Origin of the sequence: Pseudomonas sp. TH08, from assembly GCF_016651275.1 — a bacterium.
Classification (GTDB): domain Bacteria; phylum Pseudomonadota; class Gammaproteobacteria; order Pseudomonadales; family Pseudomonadaceae; genus Aquipseudomonas.
The window spans coordinates 1,010,497-1,030,360 of the sequence record NZ_JAEKEE010000004.1; the positions used below are offsets into that span (position 1 = coordinate 1,010,497).

Annotated in this window: 16 protein-coding genes; 11 read left to right on the top strand and 5 right to left on the bottom strand. The window is 60.8% G+C overall.

Annotated elements, in window-relative coordinates; translation table 11 throughout:
• The first annotated feature begins 13 nt into the window (after positions 1-13).
• The 3 genes from JFT91_RS21535 to JFT91_RS21545 all read left to right on the top strand — a co-directional run bounded on the left by JFT91_RS21535 (position 14) and on the right by JFT91_RS21545 (position 2,512).
• Complete coding sequence (locus tag JFT91_RS21535; protein WP_201233784.1) at positions 14-538, top strand: cysteine hydrolase family protein; 525 nt, start codon at positions 14-16, stop codon at positions 536-538.
• Positions 539-944: 406 nt separating this feature from the next.
• Complete coding sequence (locus tag JFT91_RS21540; RefSeq protein WP_201233785.1) at positions 945-1,373, top strand: hypothetical protein; 429 nt, start codon at positions 945-947, stop codon at positions 1,371-1,373.
• Positions 1,374-1,543: 170 nt separating this feature from the next.
• Positions 1,544-2,512 carry a 2-hydroxyacid dehydrogenase gene (locus tag JFT91_RS21545; RefSeq protein ID WP_201233786.1) on the top strand — a complete coding sequence of 323 codons (969 nt, stop codon included), beginning with the start codon at positions 1,544-1,546 and terminating at the stop codon, positions 2,510-2,512.
• Here the strand turns inward: JFT91_RS21545 and tssA are convergent.
• From tssA to JFT91_RS21570, 5 genes are read right to left on the bottom strand one after another with little or no spacing between them, the layout of a single operon-like run.
• On the bottom strand, positions 2,509-3,591 hold the full coding sequence (gene tssA, locus JFT91_RS21550) for a type VI secretion system protein TssA (protein ID WP_201233787.1): 1,083 nt from the start codon (positions 3,589-3,591) through the stop codon (positions 2,509-2,511). The two genes, JFT91_RS21545 and tssA, sit on opposite strands and share 4 nt — an antisense overlap.
• On the bottom strand, positions 3,588-7,412 hold the full coding sequence (locus tag JFT91_RS21555; protein ID WP_201233788.1) for a type VI secretion system protein: 3,825 nt from the start codon (positions 7,410-7,412) through the stop codon (positions 3,588-3,590). Before JFT91_RS21555 ends, tssA begins: the two co-directional genes overlap by 4 nt.
• Positions 7,409-8,173 (bottom strand): DotU/TssL family secretion system protein, encoded by a 765-nt coding sequence (locus JFT91_RS21560; protein WP_201233789.1) that lies wholly within the window; start codon positions 8,171-8,173, stop codon positions 7,409-7,411. The genes JFT91_RS21555 and JFT91_RS21560 overlap by 4 nt, the downstream gene beginning before the upstream one ends.
• Positions 8,174-8,191: 18 nt before the next feature.
• Positions 8,192-9,523 carry a type VI secretion system baseplate subunit TssK gene (tssK, locus tag JFT91_RS21565; RefSeq protein ID WP_201233790.1) on the bottom strand — a complete coding sequence of 444 codons (1,332 nt, stop codon included), beginning with the start codon at positions 9,521-9,523 and terminating at the stop codon, positions 8,192-8,194.
• Between the two features lie 46 nt (positions 9,524-9,569).
• A complete protein-coding gene (locus JFT91_RS21570; protein WP_201233791.1) occupies positions 9,570-10,016 on the bottom strand; it encodes a type VI secretion protein in 447 nt (148 codons plus the stop codon).
• Between the two features lie 227 nt (positions 10,017-10,243).
• Between JFT91_RS21570 and tssB the strand changes: the two genes are divergently transcribed.
• The 8 genes from tssB (at position 10,244) to JFT91_RS21610 (ending at position 19,861) form a co-directional block, all read left to right on the top strand.
• Positions 10,244-10,786: a type VI secretion system contractile sheath small subunit gene (gene tssB, locus JFT91_RS21575; protein ID WP_064117633.1), complete on the top strand. Its 543-nt coding sequence runs from the start codon at positions 10,244-10,246 to the stop codon at positions 10,784-10,786.
• Between the two features lie 30 nt (positions 10,787-10,816).
• Entirely contained in the window at positions 10,817-12,301 is a 1,485-nt protein-coding gene (gene tssC, locus JFT91_RS21580) for a type VI secretion system contractile sheath large subunit (RefSeq protein WP_201233792.1), read from the top strand.
• A 206-nt stretch (positions 12,302-12,507) separates the two neighbouring features.
• The gene (locus JFT91_RS21585) at positions 12,508-13,005 is read left to right on the top strand and encodes an Hcp family type VI secretion system effector (protein ID WP_007958866.1); all 498 of its coding nucleotides are present in this window, start codon (positions 12,508-12,510) and stop codon (positions 13,003-13,005) included.
• Positions 13,006-13,020: 15 nt separating this feature from the next.
• Positions 13,021-13,464, top strand: coding sequence for a type VI secretion system baseplate subunit TssE (tssE, locus tag JFT91_RS21590; protein WP_201233793.1), 444 nt, complete (start codon positions 13,021-13,023; stop codon positions 13,462-13,464).
• Positions 13,448-15,241, top strand: coding sequence for a type VI secretion system baseplate subunit TssF (gene tssF / locus JFT91_RS21595; protein WP_201233794.1), 1,794 nt, complete (start codon positions 13,448-13,450; stop codon positions 15,239-15,241). Before tssE ends, tssF begins: the two co-directional genes overlap by 17 nt.
• Entirely contained in the window at positions 15,205-16,230 is a 1,026-nt protein-coding gene (gene tssG, locus JFT91_RS21600) for a type VI secretion system baseplate subunit TssG (protein ID WP_201233795.1), read from the top strand. Before tssF ends, tssG begins: the two co-directional genes overlap by 37 nt.
• A gap of 1 nt (position 16,231) precedes the next feature.
• On the top strand, positions 16,232-18,772 hold the full coding sequence (tssH, locus tag JFT91_RS21605; protein WP_201233796.1) for a type VI secretion system ATPase TssH: 2,541 nt from the start codon (positions 16,232-16,234) through the stop codon (positions 18,770-18,772).
• Positions 18,773-18,826: 54 nt separating this feature from the next.
• The gene (locus JFT91_RS21610) at positions 18,827-19,861 is read left to right on the top strand and encodes a hypothetical protein (RefSeq protein WP_201233797.1); all 1,035 of its coding nucleotides are present in this window, start codon (positions 18,827-18,829) and stop codon (positions 19,859-19,861) included.
• Positions 19,862-19,864: the final 3 nt, after the last annotated feature.

The following is a 19,864-nucleotide window of genomic DNA, read 5'->3' on the forward strand; positions in this document are numbered from 1 at the left end:
AAGGAGAAACACCATGTCCGCAGCACTGTTGATCATCGATATGCAGGTCGGCCTGTTCCATGGCCCGGAAAAACCTCACGACGGCGAACGGGTACTCGCCAACATCCGGCAGTTGATCGCAAAGGCGCGCCAGCACGATGTGCCCGTCTTCGCCGTGCGCCACACCGGCCCCGAAGGTTCACCAATTGCGGCGGGCAGTCCATTCTGGCAACTGTTGCCGGCGCTTGAACTGATCGTGGACGTCGACCACCTGTTCGACAAATCCAGACCCAACGCCTTCCACAACACTGACCTTGCGCAGCAGCTCACCAGGCAAAACATCAAAGACCTGTACCTCGTCGGCATGAAGACTCAGTTCTGCATCGACAGCACCTGCCGCGCTGCCGCCGATCTGGGCTTCAAACCGCTGTTGGTAGCCGACGCCCACACTTGCATGGACACTGCGGCACTGCCTGCCCAGGCGATCATCGACCACCACAACGCAACCCTCGGCGGCGCGTTCGCCCGATTGATCAACAGCGCCGACGTGACGTTCTGACGAAGCGGCCTGCCAAATGACGTCGCCTCACTGTGATGCGGCGGCGTCAATGCAGTATTTGTAACTGCATCGGTGTTCCTACAAAAACGTTTAACACACCCTCCTATAACCGATATCAACCCTCTACCCGTTATCTCGACTTCACTGTATTCAACACAAATAACACCCTTGTTTTAATAAAAGTCATTTCGATATTTCAGATAATTCCTACAACTTAAACAGCCAGAAAACACAACAACAAAATATGACACAAGAACAAATGACCAGGATTTGTTACAAGCAACTACCCCGCCATTGAACAACTTACAACTTCAAGCCTATATTTTTCCTGGCTTGAATCTTCTATGCGCTTTATCGATCAGCACAAACAAAGTCCGTCACCCAACAATAAATCCGGGAACCCACCATGCAAAAAACATTGAAAGCTCTGCTGATGTCGACGCTATTGATTTCCTCGGCCTGGTGCGCAGGCGTCAGTGCGCAAGCTGCCACCCCGCCCGCTAAAAATGCGGTCGCCACCGCAGACAACGCGATGATGCTGACCGTGTTCCTGAAACACGATCAGTCACGACCGTTGAGTGAACTCAAGGCCCAACTCGCTCAGCAGGGGTTCTATAAAACCTTTCCCCCGGCCGGGGTAGAGGTGGTGAGCTGGAACATCATGATGGGCATCGGCCAAGTGGTCACCGTGCGCTTCCCGGCGTCGCGCCTGGCGGAAGTCAACCTCGCACTGGAAAACACCGCATGGGGCAGTTACCGAACCGAGTTCTATCCGACCTACGATTTCAAGTCGATTGCCCTGGCCGAACAAGTCAAAGCGCAAACGGCTCAGTGATCTCCTCAGCACACTGGATAACCGGTGTGCTGCCGCCCTTGCTTCTTGCGCGAAGCCGTCCAGAATCTAAACACCACAGCGCAAATCACAATGATTGCCAAACCGCTCTGGAATCAGCACTCTGCAACGACTTTCGCGACCTAACCGCCATTGATCTCAGGAGCCGCGCAATGCCCGCAACCGTTCTGGTACTGGTTGAAACCATCAATGACTATCTGCCGATTCTCGAAAATCAGGGCTTTCACCTGATTCTCGCCCCCACGCCTGCCGAACGCGCGCAAGCGATCAATACTCATGGCTCGCGCATCGATGCTGTGCTGACCCGCGGCCCGCTGGGCCTGACCGCCGAAGAAATCGCCGCCCTGCCCGCGCTTAAAATCATCACGGTGATCGGCGCCGGTTACGAACACGTCGACCTGCAAGCCGCCAGTGATCGCGGGATCACCGTGACCAACGGTGCCGGAGTCAACGCCTCTTCGGTGGCCGACCATGCGATGGCGATGCTGCTGGCGCTGGTGCGTGATATTCCGCGCTGCGATGCGGCGGTTCGCCGTGGCGAATGGCCAAAGATCATGCGCCCTTCACTGGCTGGCAAACGCCTGGGGATTCTCGGGCTCGGTGCGGTCGGCATGGCGATCGCCAAACGTGCGAACCTCGGCTTCGACATGGACATCAGCTACCACAGTCGGCAACTGCGCAGCGACGTGCCCTACGCGTTTTGTTCCACGCCGACCGAACTGGCCAGGGCTTCGGATTTTCTCATCGTCGCCACACCCGGCGGCATCGGCACCCAGCATCTGGTGACGCGCGCGGTGCTCGATGCGCTCGGCCCGAAAGGCTTCATCGTCAACATTGCCCGCGCCAGCGTGATCGCCACGGCGGATCTGATCACTGCGCTTGAGCAACGGCGAATTGCCGGCGCCGCGCTGGACGTGTTTGACCATGAGCCGAAAGTACCGGATGCGCTGAAAATCCTGAGCAACGTGTTGCTCACGCCTCACGTTGCGGGTCTGTCGCCAGAGGCCACGCAAGGCACGGTGGAGCTGGTCGGCAAAAACCTCGTCGCGTTTTTCTCCGGGCGACCGGTCCTCACCCCGATCCAGTTGCCGCCGAGGGTCAATAACCAGCGCGTGCACTAAAGCACGCCAAGCAACGTCCACAGGCGCCGCGATTCAGCGTCGGCGCTGATCAACTCGCCGAGCAGTTCGCTCAGCGGTTTGTTGCCCCACTCGACCCCGCGACGGATCAGATAGGGCACCGGGCTGTGGGGCTCGGTGCGTGCGAGGTATTCGGCGATCAGCAGCAACTGCCGGTACGCTTCTTCGCGACTGGCCGGCTCACGAAACACCTGTCCGACTGGCGCGGGTTCTTCTGATTGCGCGACGGCCACGGCCGCTTCGACCAGCGGCGGTGGCGGCGCCGGTTGTTGTGGGTGCATGGCGATAAACTCCTGAACCAGGGTCAGCAGCGCTTGGATGGTGTCCTGCAAGGGGCGCAGCCCCGGGGCCTGATCGCCCAGATAGGCATTGCTCCAGTTATCCAGCCGTTGCAGGTGTTGCAGGCTCAGCAGCAGATTGCCCTGCGTACGCAGCCAGAACGCCAGCGGCGTGGCGCGGATCTGCTCGTTGAGTTTCTTCTGTTCGTTGCGCGCGGTTTCCGCTGAAGTCTTGGCATTCTTGCTGTCGTTGGCCTGCACCTGCTGAACCTGCAAACGCCGCCAGACTTCCAGGGTATAAGCCTCGAAATCGCTGTTGCGGCTGCCGAACAATGGCACTCGGGTGAGCAGCACTTCACTGTAGCGACGCACCAGCCATTCCAGCGGAATCACCCGCCACGACTGGTCGCCGTCCTCGGCCTGCGGGTGCAGCTGCTCGGGAAAGCGCTCGCATAAACCGGCGATCAACGCCAGGCTGCCGGGCAAGCCGTCCAGCGCTTGCAGATGCAGCCACGCTTCACCGAGCCAGGCGCTGAGCATCAGGTCCTTGCTGCGTTCCAGCAATAACATGGTGGTGAGTTTCTCGACGTCCGGCCAGTTCGCCCGCTTGAGTGTCGATTGCCAGACCCCGGTCGGCAGACTGGCGTCATCCTCACGGCGCAGGTCGCGCAACTGGTCGAACTCACGTTCATAGCGCAAGTCGACGCCGCACGGCGCGTCCGCACTGATCGGCGCGAGCAACTGATCAATCAGGTCCGGCAAGGTGGTCGATGGCAGGCTCACAGCCCCTCCTTCTGCGATTCTATGGCGGCGGTGGTGTTGGTCACCTGAAACGGCGAACGTGGCGCGCGGGTCGGCAACGGTGCAATCGACAACGGCAGTTTCGAGCCTTGGCTCATCAGCGACAGGCGCACAAACATCCGAGTGAAGTCACTGGTGACGCTGTCGCTCGACGCCGTCACCGGCAGACGCAAGGTCAGTGGGAACTCGGTGTAATCCATGCTCGGCTGACGCTGCACCGAAAAATGCGCGCGCATCAGGCGCAGCAACGACCAAGGGCCGCCGTACTCCCAACCAGCCTCCAGATCCCGCACCACCAGGTTCGGTTGCAGTGGATCGTTGACCGGCCGCTCCTTGCCGTTGCGCGCCCAGCGCAGGGTCAGGCGGATAGGCTGGCCGATCATCCAGCGCAGGTTCGGCTGCTCGGCGGGGACCGGATAGTTGATTTGCTGACTGCCGGCGAGCAGGCCCCAGGCAATCACCTGATCGGCGCCCTTCTCATCGTCGCGATCAGTGCGCCAGCGCACATCCAGTTCGACGCCGAGGATGCCGCTCTTGTCGCGCACGAACAGTGGCGTCAACCAGGTACTGGCCTGTTTCAAGCGATTGAGAAAGTCTTCTGCCGCGAGGCGTTCCGGGGTCTGGCTGAGGACCAGTCCGGCTTGCGCCACCGGCAGGCGTTTATCGATGATTTCGAGAAAATGCTGGACCCGCGCCGGATCGGCATCTTGCGCCTGCACGCCGTTGGCGAAAGGAAAACGATCGGCCAGGTATTGATTGAAATAGTTGGCCAGTTCATTCCATGCCGCTGCGGCCTGTTGTTGCTGCAAGAACTGGCAACGCTGCATGGCCGACTGTTGCAGCTCGACCGCGCGCATCGCCAGGGTTCCGCGCCCGCCCGCAACATTGGCGGTTTGCAACACCTGCACGCACGACGCGGTGTCCATGTCGACGAAATCACGACTGACCAGTTGTTCGATCTGCGCCGGCGAACTGGCCGGGTTGGAATCCTTGTACTTGAGCAATTCGTCATTGAGCGCACCGAACTGCGTCACACGCTCGTAATCCAGCGCCGACAGATTGCCCTGCTGCGTCATCAGCCACTGCAACGCCGACTGACGCCGCTCGGTGATGCCGAGCATGGTGTTGAACTGCTGCTTGAGGCTCAGCTTCAAGTCCTGCACATCACTGGCACCGTACAGTTGCAGGCCGAGGTTTTTCGAGCCGTCCCACTGGCTGATTTCGGCTCGCCCGCCGAACAACGGCTGCGCGGTGATTTCATCGAGGCCAGCGACAATCTGCGCCATCGCCCGGCGGTTCAACGCAGCTTGCAGGCGCGCGGCCAGATCATTGCGATGCACCTCGACGAAGGCCTTTTGCAAGGCCATGGCTTGTTCGGCCTGAACATTGAACACCGCGTAAGGATGAGTCTGATCGTTGTGATCCTTGAGGCTCAGCCACATTGCCTGAGCGGCGGCGGCTTCAGCCGTTTGCAGCAGCGCCTCGCGATACGCCGGCGGGATGCGCGGCAACTCTTCGGCGACATAGCTTTTATAGCTGGTGAAGTAATTCAGTGAGGTGTTGAGATCATCGCCATCCACGGTCTGGCCCTGGAGGTTGACGTTGTCTTGATCGGCGCGCAGGGCGACCGAGACGAAGTCACGCTTGAACAGCGCCTGCACGGCATTGTTGAGCTTGACCACTTGTTCCTGCAGCGCCAGTTGCCCACTGCCCTGCTGCACCAGCAGGTTGCCGCGTGAACCGACTTGAGCGATCCATTGATCACGAAAGCTTTGCTGCAACTTGCTCGCCTGTTGATCCAGTTGTTGTTCGACCGCCGGGCCGAGCAAGGTACTTTTGCGCACCTTGTCGAGAAACTCGCGATAACCCGGCACCAGCTCCTGGCCCTTGCCGCGACTCCATGTGGAATTGGTCAACGCAATCGCTGCTTGCAGATCGTCGATCAGCGCCCGCAAGTCTTCGAGCTCTCGCAGGCTGTTGCCGCTGCCGACCTCCAGTTGCTCAAGATGCAGTTTGAGATAACCGGCCTTGCTGACGAAGTTGTCGGCGAGGAAGTACTGGTCGAGCCAGCGCTCCATCAGCCCGGAGAAATTGCTCTCGATCAGTGGCCGATCAACGCTCAGGTCCAGTGCCTGCAAGTCGCTGCCGTCGCCTGCCGCCAGCAAACGGTTGTAGAACCCCGCGTGAGGCAAGGTGCCGGCGTTGAGATTGAGCGACAGCGCGTTGTTGCTCAGTTGCACCAGATCATCCAGCGGCACGCGTGGGTTGTTCTGCACCTGGTTGAACAACTGGTTTTGCTGCTCCAGGCGCAATGCGCGATCCACCAGATCGGTTGCCTTCTGATAATTCTGCCACTGCGCCGGGTCTTCGCTCTCGACGCTGCTGCGCCGATCCGTCGCGCGGATCGCTTTGATCTTGTTCAGCTCACCGGTCAGCAATTCATGCAGCGGCACCAGCATATGTCGCTGGGTGGACTGGAACAGCTCCTGCTGCAAACGGCTATCCAGTGACGAGAACCACGAAGTCGGAAACACCAGCGAGACATAATCCCAACGCGGTGCGCGCTCCAGCACCCGCCAGAAACTCTGCACATTGCGCCGGGTCGGCTCGACGCGATGCGCCTCGTCGGTGACGGCCACGTAGCTCTTCTGCGCACTCTGCATCAGCCGCGCCAGTTCATGGGCATCCTTGACCGACTGATTCCACACCCACAACATTGCCACCGCCCAGACCACGCCAACCACCAGCGCTACGCCAGCGGTGATCCGCTGCCAGCGCTGACGCAAGCGCAGCAGGCGCGGCACGCCTTGGGCCAGACCGCGCTCGCCGACCAGACGCTGGCGCCACAACTGGCGCACGAACACGCTTTGCTGCAAACCGCTGTCGTCGGCGGAAAAACCATCCCTGGCATCTTCCGACGCCTGGCTGGCACTGAAATACACACCGCGAAAGCACGGTGCTTCGCCCTGCGCATTGCCCTGAAACACTGGTTCCAGCACGCTCTGCAAACCACGGCGCAGGGTTTCCAGACGTTCCGGCAAGGCATACAGATCCGCGCTCAAATGCCCGGAAAGAGTACCGACCTCAATCACCGATTCGGCCACTGCGCGGTGAATCCGATCCAGCGCCTGATCACTCCACTGCCCTTGCCAAACGGCATCGCGCGCGTAGGGCGACGACCAGCCCAAGGTGCGTTCGCGGGCCTCGTCGGGCAAGGCACTGATCAGTTCCTGAAACCCCGGCAACTCTTCCAGACCGGTAACAATCACGTACACCGGCACGCTCAAACCGAAGCGTTGCAGCAGATCGATAAAACGCCTGCGCGCCGCCAGACCGAGGCTCGCGGCTTGTTCGAGATTGCTCAGGCGACTCACTGGGACTGTCCAGATCACCCCGTCCAGCGGACGTTTACTGCGCAAACGCAAGATCAAACCGAGCAGGCGCCACCAGCCGCCGCGCTGCAAATGCATGCCGTCGTCCGGCAGGAACAACGCCTGCGGCACCATCAGCACCGCGCCTTCAGGGTCCGACCACCAGCGGCCGAACCACGCCGGTTTGTCGGTCGGCTGCAAGCGCCATTCAGTGACCAGTTGCGTACCCTGAGCTTCGTCGCCGAGCATCAGCAGCCACGGCATCTGATAGCGATCGCGACTGCCCTGCTCCTGCTCCATGTGCCGTACCGACGCGTAAAAACTGCGGATCGCCGCACCGCTCTGGGTGCGCAGCCACCACACCGCCACGGCGATGATCACCAGCAACAACAGCAACGCGAAGACCCACGCGACAATCGTCAGGGTGCTCATGAGTCTTGCTCCGCTGGCGTCACCGAATCGGTCATTTGCAGCACCGGTTCCAGCTCGGAGCGAATGTCACGCCAGAGAAACTGGCCGAGCCCGGTCAACACCAGCACCATCGCCAGAATCCCCAACGCCAGACGAAAACCGTCCGGCAGTGCCGTGCGTACCGGCAACTGCAACGGCGTGCCCAACGAGGGCTGCACCAGTCGCTGGCTGACGCCTTCATAAGAGGCCTCGTCCTGCCAAGCGAAATTGAACAGCGCCAACCGCCACTTCTCCAATTGCGCCTGACTGTGCTCACCGCGCAGACGCCCGTGAAAACCGAGAATCAGGCACTGCAAATACACGTTGGCGAGATCGCGGGTGGTCGGTTGCTGTTCATCAAGCAGGGTTTGAATCGCCGCCGGCACTTGCTCGCCGGCCTGTCGACTGGAATACAAACGCGACTCCAGCGGTTTGTCCTGCCATGCAGCCTGCCCCGGCCATGGCGTAAACAGGAGGGTTTCGTCGACGAGGGCGACAAAGGCATACACCAGAGCCTTGACCTGATCGGTCGCCGAGTCGCCGACCCGCGAATACGCGGTTCGCCACAAACGTTGCGAAGCCTGAGTCGACAGCTCGACCACAGTCTCGACCAGGGCCGCTTCGTCCTCGCTGTCCTTGGGCAACTGCGTCCAGTCCTGTTGCCATTGCTGCCACGTCTGGCGGAACGCGCTGCTCAACGGTGCGTCCTGCAACCCCAGGCCGGCGACACTTCCTTGCGACATATGGTGTTCCTTGTGTGATCAGGCACTTTCACTGTTCTGCGCGACAAACAACACCACTTGCCACGGACTGCTGGTCAGCTTTGCCGCGGGGGCGGCGATCATCAGCGGCAGTTGCGCGTCAAACCAGGCGCCCTCGGCAGTGATCACAAACAGTCGCGTGTCTTCGCCGACGCTGTACGCCACTTGCTCGCTGCGGCTCATGGCCTGATGGCTCAGCCCACTCATGCGCTGGCGACTGAGCAGCGCAATATGCGGTGCCGAGGCGATGATCGCGCCGCGCAACCAGTCAATCGCCGCCTGCTCGCTGGCACCGTTGGGCATGCGCAGGCCGATGACCAGACGCTGGCGCGGTTGCTCGTCCGGCAACTGAATCGAAAAGCTCTGCTCACCGCGTTCGAACGGCAGGCTGCGATAGCCGGCGCGGATCAGTTCGAGGGTGGTTTCCAGCCATTGCAGCACCGCATCGTATCCGCGTTGCAGTTCAAGAAAATCCAGTGGCGCGAACGCCGGGACACCGGCCAGCGGATCGAGCGCCGACCAGGCGCCGGCCAGGCCGAGCAACTGCACATACAAGGTTTGCGGGTGCGCGATGCGACTGTTGAGCAAGCCTTCGACTTCAGGCAGGCGCGCCCACAACGCGGTCAACTGACGGCGGATTTCCAGGGCATCGTCCTGATTGCCGGCCTGTTGCGCCTGACGCAAACGGCCGCCGAGAAACAGGCACTTTTCCCGCGCCCGTGCGCAGAGCCCGGCGATGCGCCGTCCGAGCGCGGATTCCGGCAACAGCATCGGCGTTGGCGGCGTGTACGCCAGCGGCAGAAAACCGCCGCCCTCCTTGCGGATTTTCAGCAGCGGCAGGCAGATTGAGTCAGCCTTGTTCAATTGCGTGCACAGCCGTGGATTGGGGCGCCACACGGTGATCGATTCGGGGAATTCACCACTGGTGAGATCCGGCAACGCCTCGCCGACCACCGACTGCAAACGGCCCTTGAGCGGCAGTAATTGCCCGGCGCGCCACATCGGGCTGATCGCCAGAAACACGGTGACAGTGGCATCGTCGGTGGCGTTGATCGCGGCGCTGACATCCAGTTCCAGCGTCGGCCCGACTCCGGCCTGCAAATCCACCGGCAAACCGTCGGGCATCGTTCCTTGCAGCGACAACACCCGCACAACGCCGGCACTCAAAGCTGAAGGGTCGAACTCCATGTGGCTGACGCCCCAGAACCATGGATTACACGCTTGCGCCAGATGGGCGCCGAGCGCTTCCGCCCGCAGCCCCTGCAACTGAAAATGCTGCGGCAGCAATTGCATGCCTTCGTGCCAGCAAACCGCGTCAGGTAGCAGACTCATACGACTCCTTTCGACCCTGCCGCAAGCCGGCGGCGGACGGTGTATTTCAGTTTTCCTTGCTGACCAGCGTCATCTCGCGGCTGTCGAACTTGAGCCAGGCATCGCTCTGATCGTCGAGCCGCAAGCGGTGTGCTCCGGGTGTGTTATAGCTGGCGAAGACCAAAAGTCCAGCGGCCTTCTTGCCCCCCAGCGGGAAGGGTTGGCGGTCGATGAATTGCCCCGGCACCAGCTCCAGTCCCCACACGCTCATCAACTGACGATAGTCGCGCTGGTATTGCTCGCGCTCGGCAAACCACTGGCTGGCGCTAATGCCGGACAGTTGCTTGAGCAGATCGGGGTCATTGACCGCAATGAAATCCACGGCAATCGGTGTGTCGTCGTTGGCCTTGGGCGCGACGTCGAGGGTCAGGCTGTCGAGGTCGACTTTCGGCCCGAAGAAAGAACAGCCCGCCAGCAGTGCAAACACCCACGTTAGAAAAAGTCGTCTACACAAAATGAATTTTCCTTTTCCTGAACCTGTCCAAAAATGTTTTTCCTTGCATTTTTATAGACCTGTTCTAGCGTCTTGGGTAGTTCGGTTCCTACAGCCGAATGAGGAAGGTTTGTCAAAGGAACGACAGGTCATCTGCCTCCCTTTCTAACCTACGGTCCAGCAAGGGAAAGCGATGAACGGGCCATCCCGATGCATTGCGCCCGCTCATCGCATCGGAGTCCGCTGTCATGGCAGAAAGTACTCAACACAAGCTCGACCGGGTGCGCCCGCCCCGAGTGCAAATCACCTACGACGTCGAAATCGGCAACGCCATCGAGAAAAAGGAATTACCGCTGGTGGTCGGGATCCTCGCCGACCTCTCGGGCAAACCGCTCGAGCCATTGGCAAAACTGACTGAGCGGCGTTTTACCGAAATCGACCGCGACAACTTCAACGAGGTACTCGCCTCGATCGGCCCGCGCGCCACGCTGCAAGTCAACAACACCCTCAGCGGCGACGACAGCAAGCTCAATATCGAACTCAACTTCAAACACATCGACGACTTCGACCCGGTCAAGGTGGTCGAGCAAGTCACCCCGCTGCGGCGTTTGTTCGAAGCCCGCCAGCGCCTGCGCGATCTGCTGACCAAACTCGACGGCAACGATGATCTGGACAAGCTGTTGCGCGATGTCATCGCCAACACCGAAGGCCTGCAAGAGATCAAATCGGCCCGCCCGGACACCGCTACCCCGGCAGCTGATGCCGAGGCGCCGGCCGAACCGCAAGCCTGATCGTCCACTTAATCAAGGGGAGAATTCACCATGCCCGCCGCCGCCCAGCAACAAGCCAGCGACAATGCTGCCGCCGAAACCTTGTCCCTGCTCGACCGGATCATCGCCGAGGGCCGCATGGCCCACGATGACAGTCAGCAGGATTACGCCCGCGACATGCTCGCGGAGTTCGCCACCCAGGTCCTTGACGAAGGCATGGCCATCGACAAAGACACCGTGGCGATGATCAACGACCGTATCAGCCAGATTGACGAACTGATCAGCGCCCAGCTCAACGAGGTGTTGCATCACCCCGATCTGCAAAAACTCGAAGCCTCGTGGCGCGGTCTGCACATGCTGGTGCAGAACACCGAAACCAGCACCCGGCTGAAACTGCGCCTGCTCAACGTCACGCAGAAAGAGCTGCAGAACGACCTGGAAAAAGCCGTCGAATTCGACCAGAGCGCGCTGTTCAAGAAGATCTACGAAGAGGAATACGGCACATTCGGTGGCCACCCGTTCAGCTTGCTGGTCGGTGACTACACCTTCGGCCGCCACCCACAGGACATCGGCCTGCTGGAGAAACTCTCGAACGTTGCCGCCGCTGCGCACGCGCCGTTCATTGCCGCCGCCAGCCCACGCCTGTTCGACATGAACAGCTTCACTGAACTGGCGGTGCCGCGGGATCTGTCGAAAGTTTTCGAGAGCCAGGAGCTGATCAAGTGGCGCTCGTTCCGCGAGAGCGAAGATTCGCGCTACGTCTCGCTGGTGCTGCCGCACTTCCTTCTGCGACTGCCTTACGGCCCTGACACTGCTCCGGTGGAAGGCATCAACTACGTCGAAGACGTCAACGGCACCGACCACAGCAAATACCTGTGGGGCAACGCCGCGTGGGCCTTGTCGCAACGCATCACCGAAGCATTCGCCAAGTACGGCTGGTGCGCGGCGATTCGTGGCGCTGAAGGTGGCGGCGCGGTCGAAGGTTTGCCAGCGCATACCTTCCGCACCAGTTCCGGTGACCTGTCGCTGAAATGCCCGACCGAAGTGGCGATCACTGACCGCCGCGAGAAGGAACTCAATGACCTCGGTTTTATCGCCCTGTGCCACAAGAAAAACAGCGACGTCGCGGTGTTCTTCGGCGGCCAGACCACCAACAAATCCAAGGTCTACAACACCAACGAGGCCAATGCCAACGCGCGGATCTCGGCGATGTTGCCGTACGTGCTCGCAGCCTCGCGTTTCGCCCATTACCTGAAGGTGATCATGCGCGACAAGGTCGGCAGCTTCATGACCCGCGACAACGTGCAGACCTATCTCAACAACTGGATCGCCGATTACGTGCTGATCAACGACAACGCCCCGCAGGAAATCAAAGCGCAGTACCCGCTTCGCGAGGCGCGGGTGGATGTCACTGAGGTGGCCGGCAAGCCTGGCGCGTATCGGGCGACGGTGTTCCTGCGGCCGCACTTTCAGCTTGAGGAACTGACGGCATCGATTCGCCTGGTGGCAACGTTGCCGCCACCGGTTGCTGCCTGACGAAAACAATTTTTTAGCCACTGAAGCACCCTGTGGCGAGGGAGCTTGCTCCCGCTGGGTCGCGAAGCGGCCCCGTTTCACCCAAAAGCTGGGGTCTGCTGCGCAGCCCAGCGGGAGCAAGCTCCCTCGCCACAGGTTCAGTGTTCAATTCAGCAGGTTGGTGCAGGCCAAAATCCTAATGTGATTTTCTTCAGGAGTTTCAAGCGATGGATGCAATCATTCTCGACCTCGGCGGCGACATCAAAGGCGACAGCCTGCTCGAGGGTTATGCGGACAAGATCGAAGTCATGTCCTACAGCCACAACGTCGCGATGCAGGTGACCAACGACGTCAGCAACTCGGAGCGGACCTCCGGCAAGCCTCACGTCGGCGAGTTCACCCTGACCAAATTCGTCGACACCTCGACGCCCTCCCTCAACGAATACTGCTGCGCCGGCAAACCGATTCCGGAAGCCAAAATCACCATCGGCCGTAACGCCGCCGAAGGCAGTGGGCAACTGTTGCCGTTCATCATTTACACGCTGACCAACGTGGTGATTTCCAATGTCAGTGTCAGCGGCGGTACCGGCGGCAAACCGGTAGAAACGCTGTCGCTGAACTTCACCAAGATCAAATGGGAACTCACCGCGCAAAAAGACGACGGCACTAAGGAAGGCACCGCCGCGTCGACCTGGGACATGGCCGCCAACAAGTTGGTCAGCTGACCCGGCGCCCCGGCCATGGCAGGCACCGGCATACTCCCGCCGCTGTTCGAACGCCTCGCTTCGAGCGAGGGCGACGGCGTGCGGGAGTTTGATCGGCAGGATTTGCTCGACTCGGTGCACGCCGAGCTCGGGCGCCTGTTCAACACTCGTCGCGGCCCGCGCACGTTGACCAACCCACCCAGCGTGATCGACTACGGCATCGCCGACTGGAGCGCCCTGCAACAGCAGCGCAGCGATGACCGCCGTCGCCTGGCGCGGGATATCCGCGAAGCCATTAGCCATTTCGAACCGCGCCTGAAGCTGGGCGAGGTTCAGGTCAATCCCCTGGCCGAGCACCCGCAGCAAATGAGCATTCGCTTGGTCGGCGAGTTGCGCAGCGGCCACCAGCACTGGCCGGTAGCGTTCGTCATCGAGCCCGGTGGCCAGGGGCTGGAGGTGCGCCATGAGCGACTCGATTGACCCGCAACTGCTCGACTACTACCAGCGCGAACTGACCTGGTTGCGCCACGCCGGCAGCCAGTTTGCCGAGCGCTATCCGAAAGTCGCCCGGCGTCTGGAATTGTCCCCCGGCGAATGCCCCGACCCGCACGTCGAGCGCCTGCTGGAGGGTTTCGCCCTGCTGGCGGCCCGATTACAGCGGCGGCTGGATGACGACTACGCCGAGTTCAGCGACGCCCTGCTTGAGCAACTTTATCCATTGGCCATGCGCCCGTTGCCGTCGTGCGCCATCGTCCAGTTCGAGCCGGACCCGAGCAAAGGCAAGCTCGACGGCGGTTATCCCCTGCCCCGCGATACACCGCTGTTCGTCACCACCAGCAGGGGCGAAAGCATCCACTTTCGTACCAGCGCCGCCGTGCGCCTGTGGCCGATTGAAGTGAGCGAAGCTTTGTTGCTCGGCAGCGACGAGGCGCAGGCGCTGACCGGCGTGGCGCAGTCGCGTTCGGCGCTGCGCCTGAGCCTGCGCTGCCTCGGCGAGAGCCAATGGTCAGAGTTGGGCATCGAACATTTGCGCATTCATCTGGCGGCGTCGCCGGTGATCAACGCCTGCCTCTACGACCTACTCGGTGCCCACGCCGTGCAGGTGCTGGCCGGGTCGCCGGGCAGCGTTCCGACAGCGCTCAAAGGCTTGCCGCGAATCGTCGGTTTCGCTGAGGACGAAGCACTGTTGCCCGATGAAGACGGGGTGCACCCGGGCATGCGCCTGCTCGCCGAATATTTTGCGTTCCCCGACAAATTTCATTTTTTTGACCTGCCATTGGCCGGCGCGGCCAGCGACAGTCAGACGCTTTATCTGTACATCGTCTTCGACCGCGCCCCGGGTAGTCGCCTGCATCTGCAAGCCAGTGACATCGCCCTCGGCTGTGCGCCGGTGATCAACCTGTTCCCACGTACCTCCGAGCCGCTACGCCCCGATGGCACGCGCAGCGAATATCGTTTGATCGCCGACAGCCACCGCGAAAACAGCGTGGAAATTCACAGCATTCGTGGCATGCGTGCCAGTTCCAGCACTGGCGTGCAACGGCTGCCGGCCTATTACGGCAGCCAACACAGCGGCGGCGATCAACAGCGTTACTGGCATGCGCGCAGGGTTCACGGCATGACCCCGAACCGCCTCGGCAGTGACCTGTTGGTGAGCGTGGTCGATACCCGTTTCGAACCGCAGACCGACCTGCCCGATTACAGCCTCACGGCCGAATTGCTCTGCACCAATCGCCATTTGGCGCAGAGCTTGCCGGCCGGTACGCCGCTGGGTTTCGAGCGCCCCGGCCCGGTGGCGTGGGCGCGTTTACGCAACCCACCGACCCCGCAAAGCCTGCCGCGCCTCGACGGTGATTCTCGCTGGCGGCTGGTGTCGCAATTGACCCTCAACCACTTGTCGCTGGTCGAAGGCCCGCAGGCGCTGGACGCGTTGAAAGAGATTCTGCTGCTGCACAATCTGCGCGACGAGGCCAGTGCCCTGCGCCAGATTGAAGGCCTGCTGGGGATCAATTGCGAACGGGTAATCGGTCATGTCGGCGTCGATGCCTGGCGCGGTTGGCGCAATGGCCTGGAGGTGCAATTGCAGCTTGATCCGCAGCACTTTGTCGGCAGCAGCGCGGTGCTGTTTTCGGCGGTGCTGGCGCAATTCTTTTCGCTGTACGCCACGGCCAATCGCTTTGTGCGCACGGTATTGATGCAGGGCGACAAGGAGGTCAAGGCATGGCAACCCCAAGCCGGCATGCCCCTGTCGCTCTGACCCTGAGCCAGCGCCTGCGCCGCGATCCGCAGGCGTTCGAGTTGTTGCAGGCGTTGCTGTTGCTGGAGCGCGAACAACCACAAGCCGAATCCCTCGGCAGCGGCACCTCGCCACAAGCCGAAGCGCTGAAGTTGCGCGGGCCGCTGACACCGATGTTCGCCGCCAGCCAGATCGAAAGCCTGACTGAAGAGCCGGGCGAAGCGCTGACGATCGACACACCGGTTTTCGGCCTCGGCGGGCCTGACGGGCCGTTGCCCTACGCCTATCAGGAGTGGCTGCAACAACGGGCGCGCGCCAAGGATCATGCGCCGGCCGAATTCCTCGATCTGTTCCAGCATCGACTGCTCAGTCTGCTTTACAAGGTGATGCGCAAACACCGCATCGCCTTGGGGTTTGTCACGCCAGGCGCTTCGCCGGTGCAAGCGCAATTGCGCGCGTTGACCGGCTTGTTGCCCAAGTCTTTGCAGGAACGTCAGGCCGTTGCCGATTGCGCCGTGCTGGCCTGCACGGCGCTGTTTGCCGATGGCCGCCGCTCACTGGCAGGGTTCGCCGCGATTGTCCGTGAACAGTTCGAAGTGCCGGTCGAGCTCAGCGCTTACGAAGGTGCCTGGCGCGAGATTCCGTTGGCCAGCCGCAGCCTGATGAAGGCCGGCGGGCGCAATCTGCAACTCGGGCGCACGGCCGTTGCCGGCAAACGAGTCTGGGATGAACACGCCGGCATTCGCCTGACACTTGGCCCATTGCCCTCGTCGCAGGCCGGGCGCTTTTTGCCTGACGGCGAAGCGCACCCGGCACTGGCGAGTCTTGCGGCGCTGTATTTCGGCCCGGATCTGGACGTGAAACTGGTGCTGCTGGTGCGCGGTGCCGGGCCAATGAAACTCAGTCGCCAAACTCCTGCGCTGCTGAGCTGGAACGGTGGATTGCAGCGTCAGGCCAGCCTCGCCGTGCAACAGATCGAAACCCGTCTTTGTCAGCTGGAGATCACCTGAAATGGAACTGGCCAGCCTGATCGGACGCCTCAACCCGGACAACCGCCGCGCCCTCGAACGCGCCGCGCAGCGCTGTTTGCAACGCGGACATCACTTTGTCGAGATCGAACATTTGCTGCTGGAATTGCTCGACATCGAGGGCGGGGATTTTGCTTTTCTGCTGCCGCGATTTGGTCTGGAACGCGATGCGCTGACAGCGGAGATCAACAAGGCGCTGGACCTGTTCAAGGGCGGCAGCACGCGCACACCGGCATTGTCTTCACACACTTTGGGTTTGCTCGAAGATGCGGTGGTGCAGGCCAGTGTGCTGGGGCTCGACAGCATTCGTTCGGGGCTGCTTTTGTTGGCGCTGATTGATCGCGATGAGCGCCGCAGTCTGCTGCTCAACAGCGCGTCGTCGTTGCTGCGAATTCCCAAGGAAGCCCTGCGCGCGAATCTGCTGGAGTGGACGGAAAACTCTCGCGAACACGTTGGTCCGCGAACCGCGCCGTCTAAAGGTTCGGCGCCGAGACAGGATTCGGTACTCGACCAATACACCCAGGACCTGACCGCCGACGCTCACGCCGGGCGCATCGATCCGATCGTTGGCCGCGATGGCGAGATTCGTCAGTGCATCGATATTCTTCTTCGCCGTCGCCAGAACAATCCGATTCTGGTCGGTGCACCCGGCGTCGGCAAAACCGCCGTGGTCGAAGGTCTGGCCCTGCGCATCGCCGCAGGAGACGTGCCGCCGTCGTTGCAGGAAGTCAGCCTGCGCGTGCTTGACCTCGGCCTGCTGCAGGCCGGCGCCGGAGTCAAAGGTGAATTCGAACAGCGTTTGAAAGGCGTGATCGACGCGGTGCGCAGCGCCGACAAGCCAATCATCTTGTTCATCGACGAGGCCCACACGCTGATCGGGGCCGGCGGTGCCGAGGGCGGCAGCGATGCGGCGAATCTTTTGAAACCGGCGCTGGCCCGGGGCGAACTGCGCACCCTCGCCGCCACAACCTGGATGGAATATAAAAAATACTTCGAGAAAGACCCGGCCCTCGCCCGCCGCTTTCAACTGGTGCAGGTTGAGGAACCGGACGAAATCACCGCGGTGGAAATGCTCCGCGGCGTCGCCGCAAAGCTGGAGCAACACCACGGCGTGCAAGTGCTCGACGCAGCAATCCATGAAGCGGTGAAACTCTCGCACCGCTACATCTCCGGCCGCCAGTTGCCGGACAAAGCCATCAGCGTTCTCGACACCGCCTGCGCCCGCGTCGCCCTCGGCCAGCACGACGTACCGCCTCCGCTGGAAAGCCTGCGCCACCGGCAAAACAGCCTCAAGGATGAAGTCGAACGCCTGCGCCGTGAGCAGGCCACAGGGCTTGATCACCGTGAGCGAATTACCCTGCTGGAAGATGAATCGAAAACCAATGTGCAGGCCATCCGCGAACTGGAAACCCGCTGGGGCGAGGAGCGCGTGGCGGTGCGTGAACTGCTCGATACTCGCCGCGAATTGCTCGACTTGAGCGAGCGCGCCGACAGCGACAAACCCGATGAAGCCACCGACAGCCGCATCGACCATCTCGCCGCCGAACTACTGCGCCTTGAGGCCGGGCTGGATGCGATTCGCCAGGACGATCCGCTGGTGCCGGAACAGGTCGACAGCAAAACCGTCGCCGCTGTCATTGCAGGCTGGACCGGCATCCCCGTCGGCAAGATGCTCGCCGATGAAGCCCACGCTGTGCGTACTCTCGGCCAGCGCATGGGTTTACGCGTCATGGGTCAAACCACCGCGCTCAATACCATCGCCCAACGCTTGCAGGCTTACCGCGCCGGGCTCACTGATCCACAGAAACCGGTGGGTGTTTTCCTTTTAGTCGGCCCCACCGGCGTCGGCAAAACCGAAACCGCGTATGCGCTGGCCGACGCCTTGTATGGCGGCGAACGCAACCTGATCAGCATCAACCTCTCGGAATATCAGGAAGCCCATACCGTCAGCCAACTCAAAGGCGCGCCGCCCGGTTATGTCGGCTACGGCAGCGGTGGCGTGCTCACCGAAGCGGTACGACGCAAGCCCTATTCGGTGGTGTTGCTGGATGAAATCGAGAAGGCGCATCCGGATGTGCTGGAGGCGTTTTACAACGTCTTCGACAAAGGCTTGATGGAGGACGGCACCGGTCTGGTGGTGGATTTCAAGAACACCGTGATGTTGGCCACCAGCAACGTCGGCGCGGAGCTTTTACTGGATACGCCCGTGGCGCAACTCGGCTCGGAAGCCTTCAACGAGGCCCTGCACAAAGTCCTCCTGCAAGCCTTCCGCCCAGCGTTTCTGGCGCGCATGACCGTGGTCGCGTATCGACCGCTGGATGAAGCGACGCTGGAAGGGATTGTGCTGGCGAAGCTGGAGAAGTTGCGTGGCCGCTACAAGGCCGCGACCGGCAAACAGTTCGAGTTTGATTCAGGAATCGTTAAAGCAGTGCTCGCCAAGTGCAGCGCGGCCGGTGCGCGAGATGTCGAGAATGTGTTGATGACGCAGGTGACGGGGAAGTTGGCGGAGTGGGTGTTGGAGTAAACCGTTTGCAACGCGGCCCATGGGTGCATCGAAATTTTTTGTATTGGAGAGATCATGCTAGACCTGAGTATGAGTTATCCCGAGTCTTACACGTTGAAAAATCCGGCAAGGGCTTTCATCGAGGACGGTGCACCCGACTTCGGCTTCACCGAGCCCTTTTACAATGGGGTCAGTGCCATACCGATAAAACGCCGAGGCTTGATGCAGCCGACGGATTTCGATGCACCAACAATTACCTATACCAACGGCCCGGTGTTTACTGCACAAATCACTCGTTGTGCACAGCACAATATTTCATGGGAAATCAGTCTGCCGGAACGTCCCCTGACAAGTTGTTGGCAGTACACGACTCAAAACGGCCCGCAAATTCTCAAAGTACTCACCGATTGCTTTGTTCAACGAGGAGAAATGTTTTCCCCTACTGCCAAATCCTGGTTTTCAAAAATGGAGAACAAAAACCTGCTGAACCAGCACAACAGTCAGTGGACGATCGAGATGTATCCGCAACCGGGGGCGGCACAGTTCATGTCTCACATTCTTGCCCATGAGTATCAGCACGTCGAAGACCATGCTTGGCTAGCCGAGGAAATCATCCGTCCACTCGATACCTGGCACGAAGAAAATCAGCATCGGCTTTTCACCTCGGCGACAAAGGCTGATCTCTACGGCATCGGATTGGCAGGTGTGGCGGTGGGCAACATCCGAGTACTGCGCTACTGGGAGAGATCGATTATCGAGAGTGGACATCTCTACCACAATACGGTGGAGGGAAGTCATCCGGATATCAAGATAGTGTCCATTGCAAAAGGCTCGAACGTGACCGATAAAGGCCTGATTCGCATGACAGTGACACCGAACCGGTTACTGTCATATAGCGGCTTCGATCTCGATGATCCGTTGCCACACTGTTTTCGGCGTGGCCAGGTTTTTTCCGTGCATACCGATATTTTCACGGGTAATGAACCCGCGCTGTCTTACATCGCCACAGACGCCTATCACCCGCGTGTCGTCCGTTACGTACCGCCGAACACGCCGGCGCTACAGCCTGATATGGATATATCGGGCCTGTTCGGGACGAATGACGACTAGACG

What these genes read in the sequence shown, in the direction of transcription:
- JFT91_RS21535 (WP_201233784.1), top strand. Translation starts at nt 14, where the DNA reads ATGTCCGCAGCACTGTTGATCATCGATATGCAGGTCGGCCTGTTCCAT.
- JFT91_RS21540 (WP_201233785.1), top strand. Translation starts at nt 945, where the DNA reads ATGCAAAAAACATTGAAAGCTCTGCTGATGTCGACGCTATTGATTTCC.
- JFT91_RS21545 (WP_201233786.1), top strand. Translation starts at nt 1,544, where the DNA reads ATGCCCGCAACCGTTCTGGTACTGGTTGAAACCATCAATGACTATCTG.
- JFT91_RS21555 (WP_201233788.1), bottom strand. Translation starts at nt 7,412, where the DNA reads ATGAGCACCCTGACGATTGTCGCGTGGGTCTTCGCGTTGCTGTTGTTG.
- JFT91_RS21560 (WP_201233789.1), bottom strand. Translation starts at nt 8,173, where the DNA reads ATGTCGCAAGGAAGTGTCGCCGGCCTGGGGTTGCAGGACGCACCGTTG.
- tssK (WP_201233790.1), bottom strand. Translation starts at nt 9,523, where the DNA reads ATGAGTCTGCTACCTGACGCGGTTTGCTGGCACGAAGGCATGCAATTG.
- tssB (WP_064117633.1), top strand. Translation starts at nt 10,244, where the DNA reads ATGGCAGAAAGTACTCAACACAAGCTCGACCGGGTGCGCCCGCCCCGA.
- tssC (WP_201233792.1), top strand. Translation starts at nt 10,817, where the DNA reads ATGCCCGCCGCCGCCCAGCAACAAGCCAGCGACAATGCTGCCGCCGAA.
- JFT91_RS21585 (WP_007958866.1), top strand. Translation starts at nt 12,508, where the DNA reads ATGGATGCAATCATTCTCGACCTCGGCGGCGACATCAAAGGCGACAGC.
- tssE (WP_201233793.1), top strand. Translation starts at nt 13,021, where the DNA reads ATGGCAGGCACCGGCATACTCCCGCCGCTGTTCGAACGCCTCGCTTCG.
- tssF (WP_201233794.1), top strand. Translation starts at nt 13,448, where the DNA reads ATGAGCGACTCGATTGACCCGCAACTGCTCGACTACTACCAGCGCGAA.
- tssG (WP_201233795.1), top strand. Translation starts at nt 15,205, where the DNA reads ATGGCAACCCCAAGCCGGCATGCCCCTGTCGCTCTGACCCTGAGCCAG.
- tssH (WP_201233796.1), top strand. Translation starts at nt 16,232, where the DNA reads ATGGAACTGGCCAGCCTGATCGGACGCCTCAACCCGGACAACCGCCGC.
- JFT91_RS21610 (WP_201233797.1), top strand. Translation starts at nt 18,827, where the DNA reads ATGCTAGACCTGAGTATGAGTTATCCCGAGTCTTACACGTTGAAAAAT.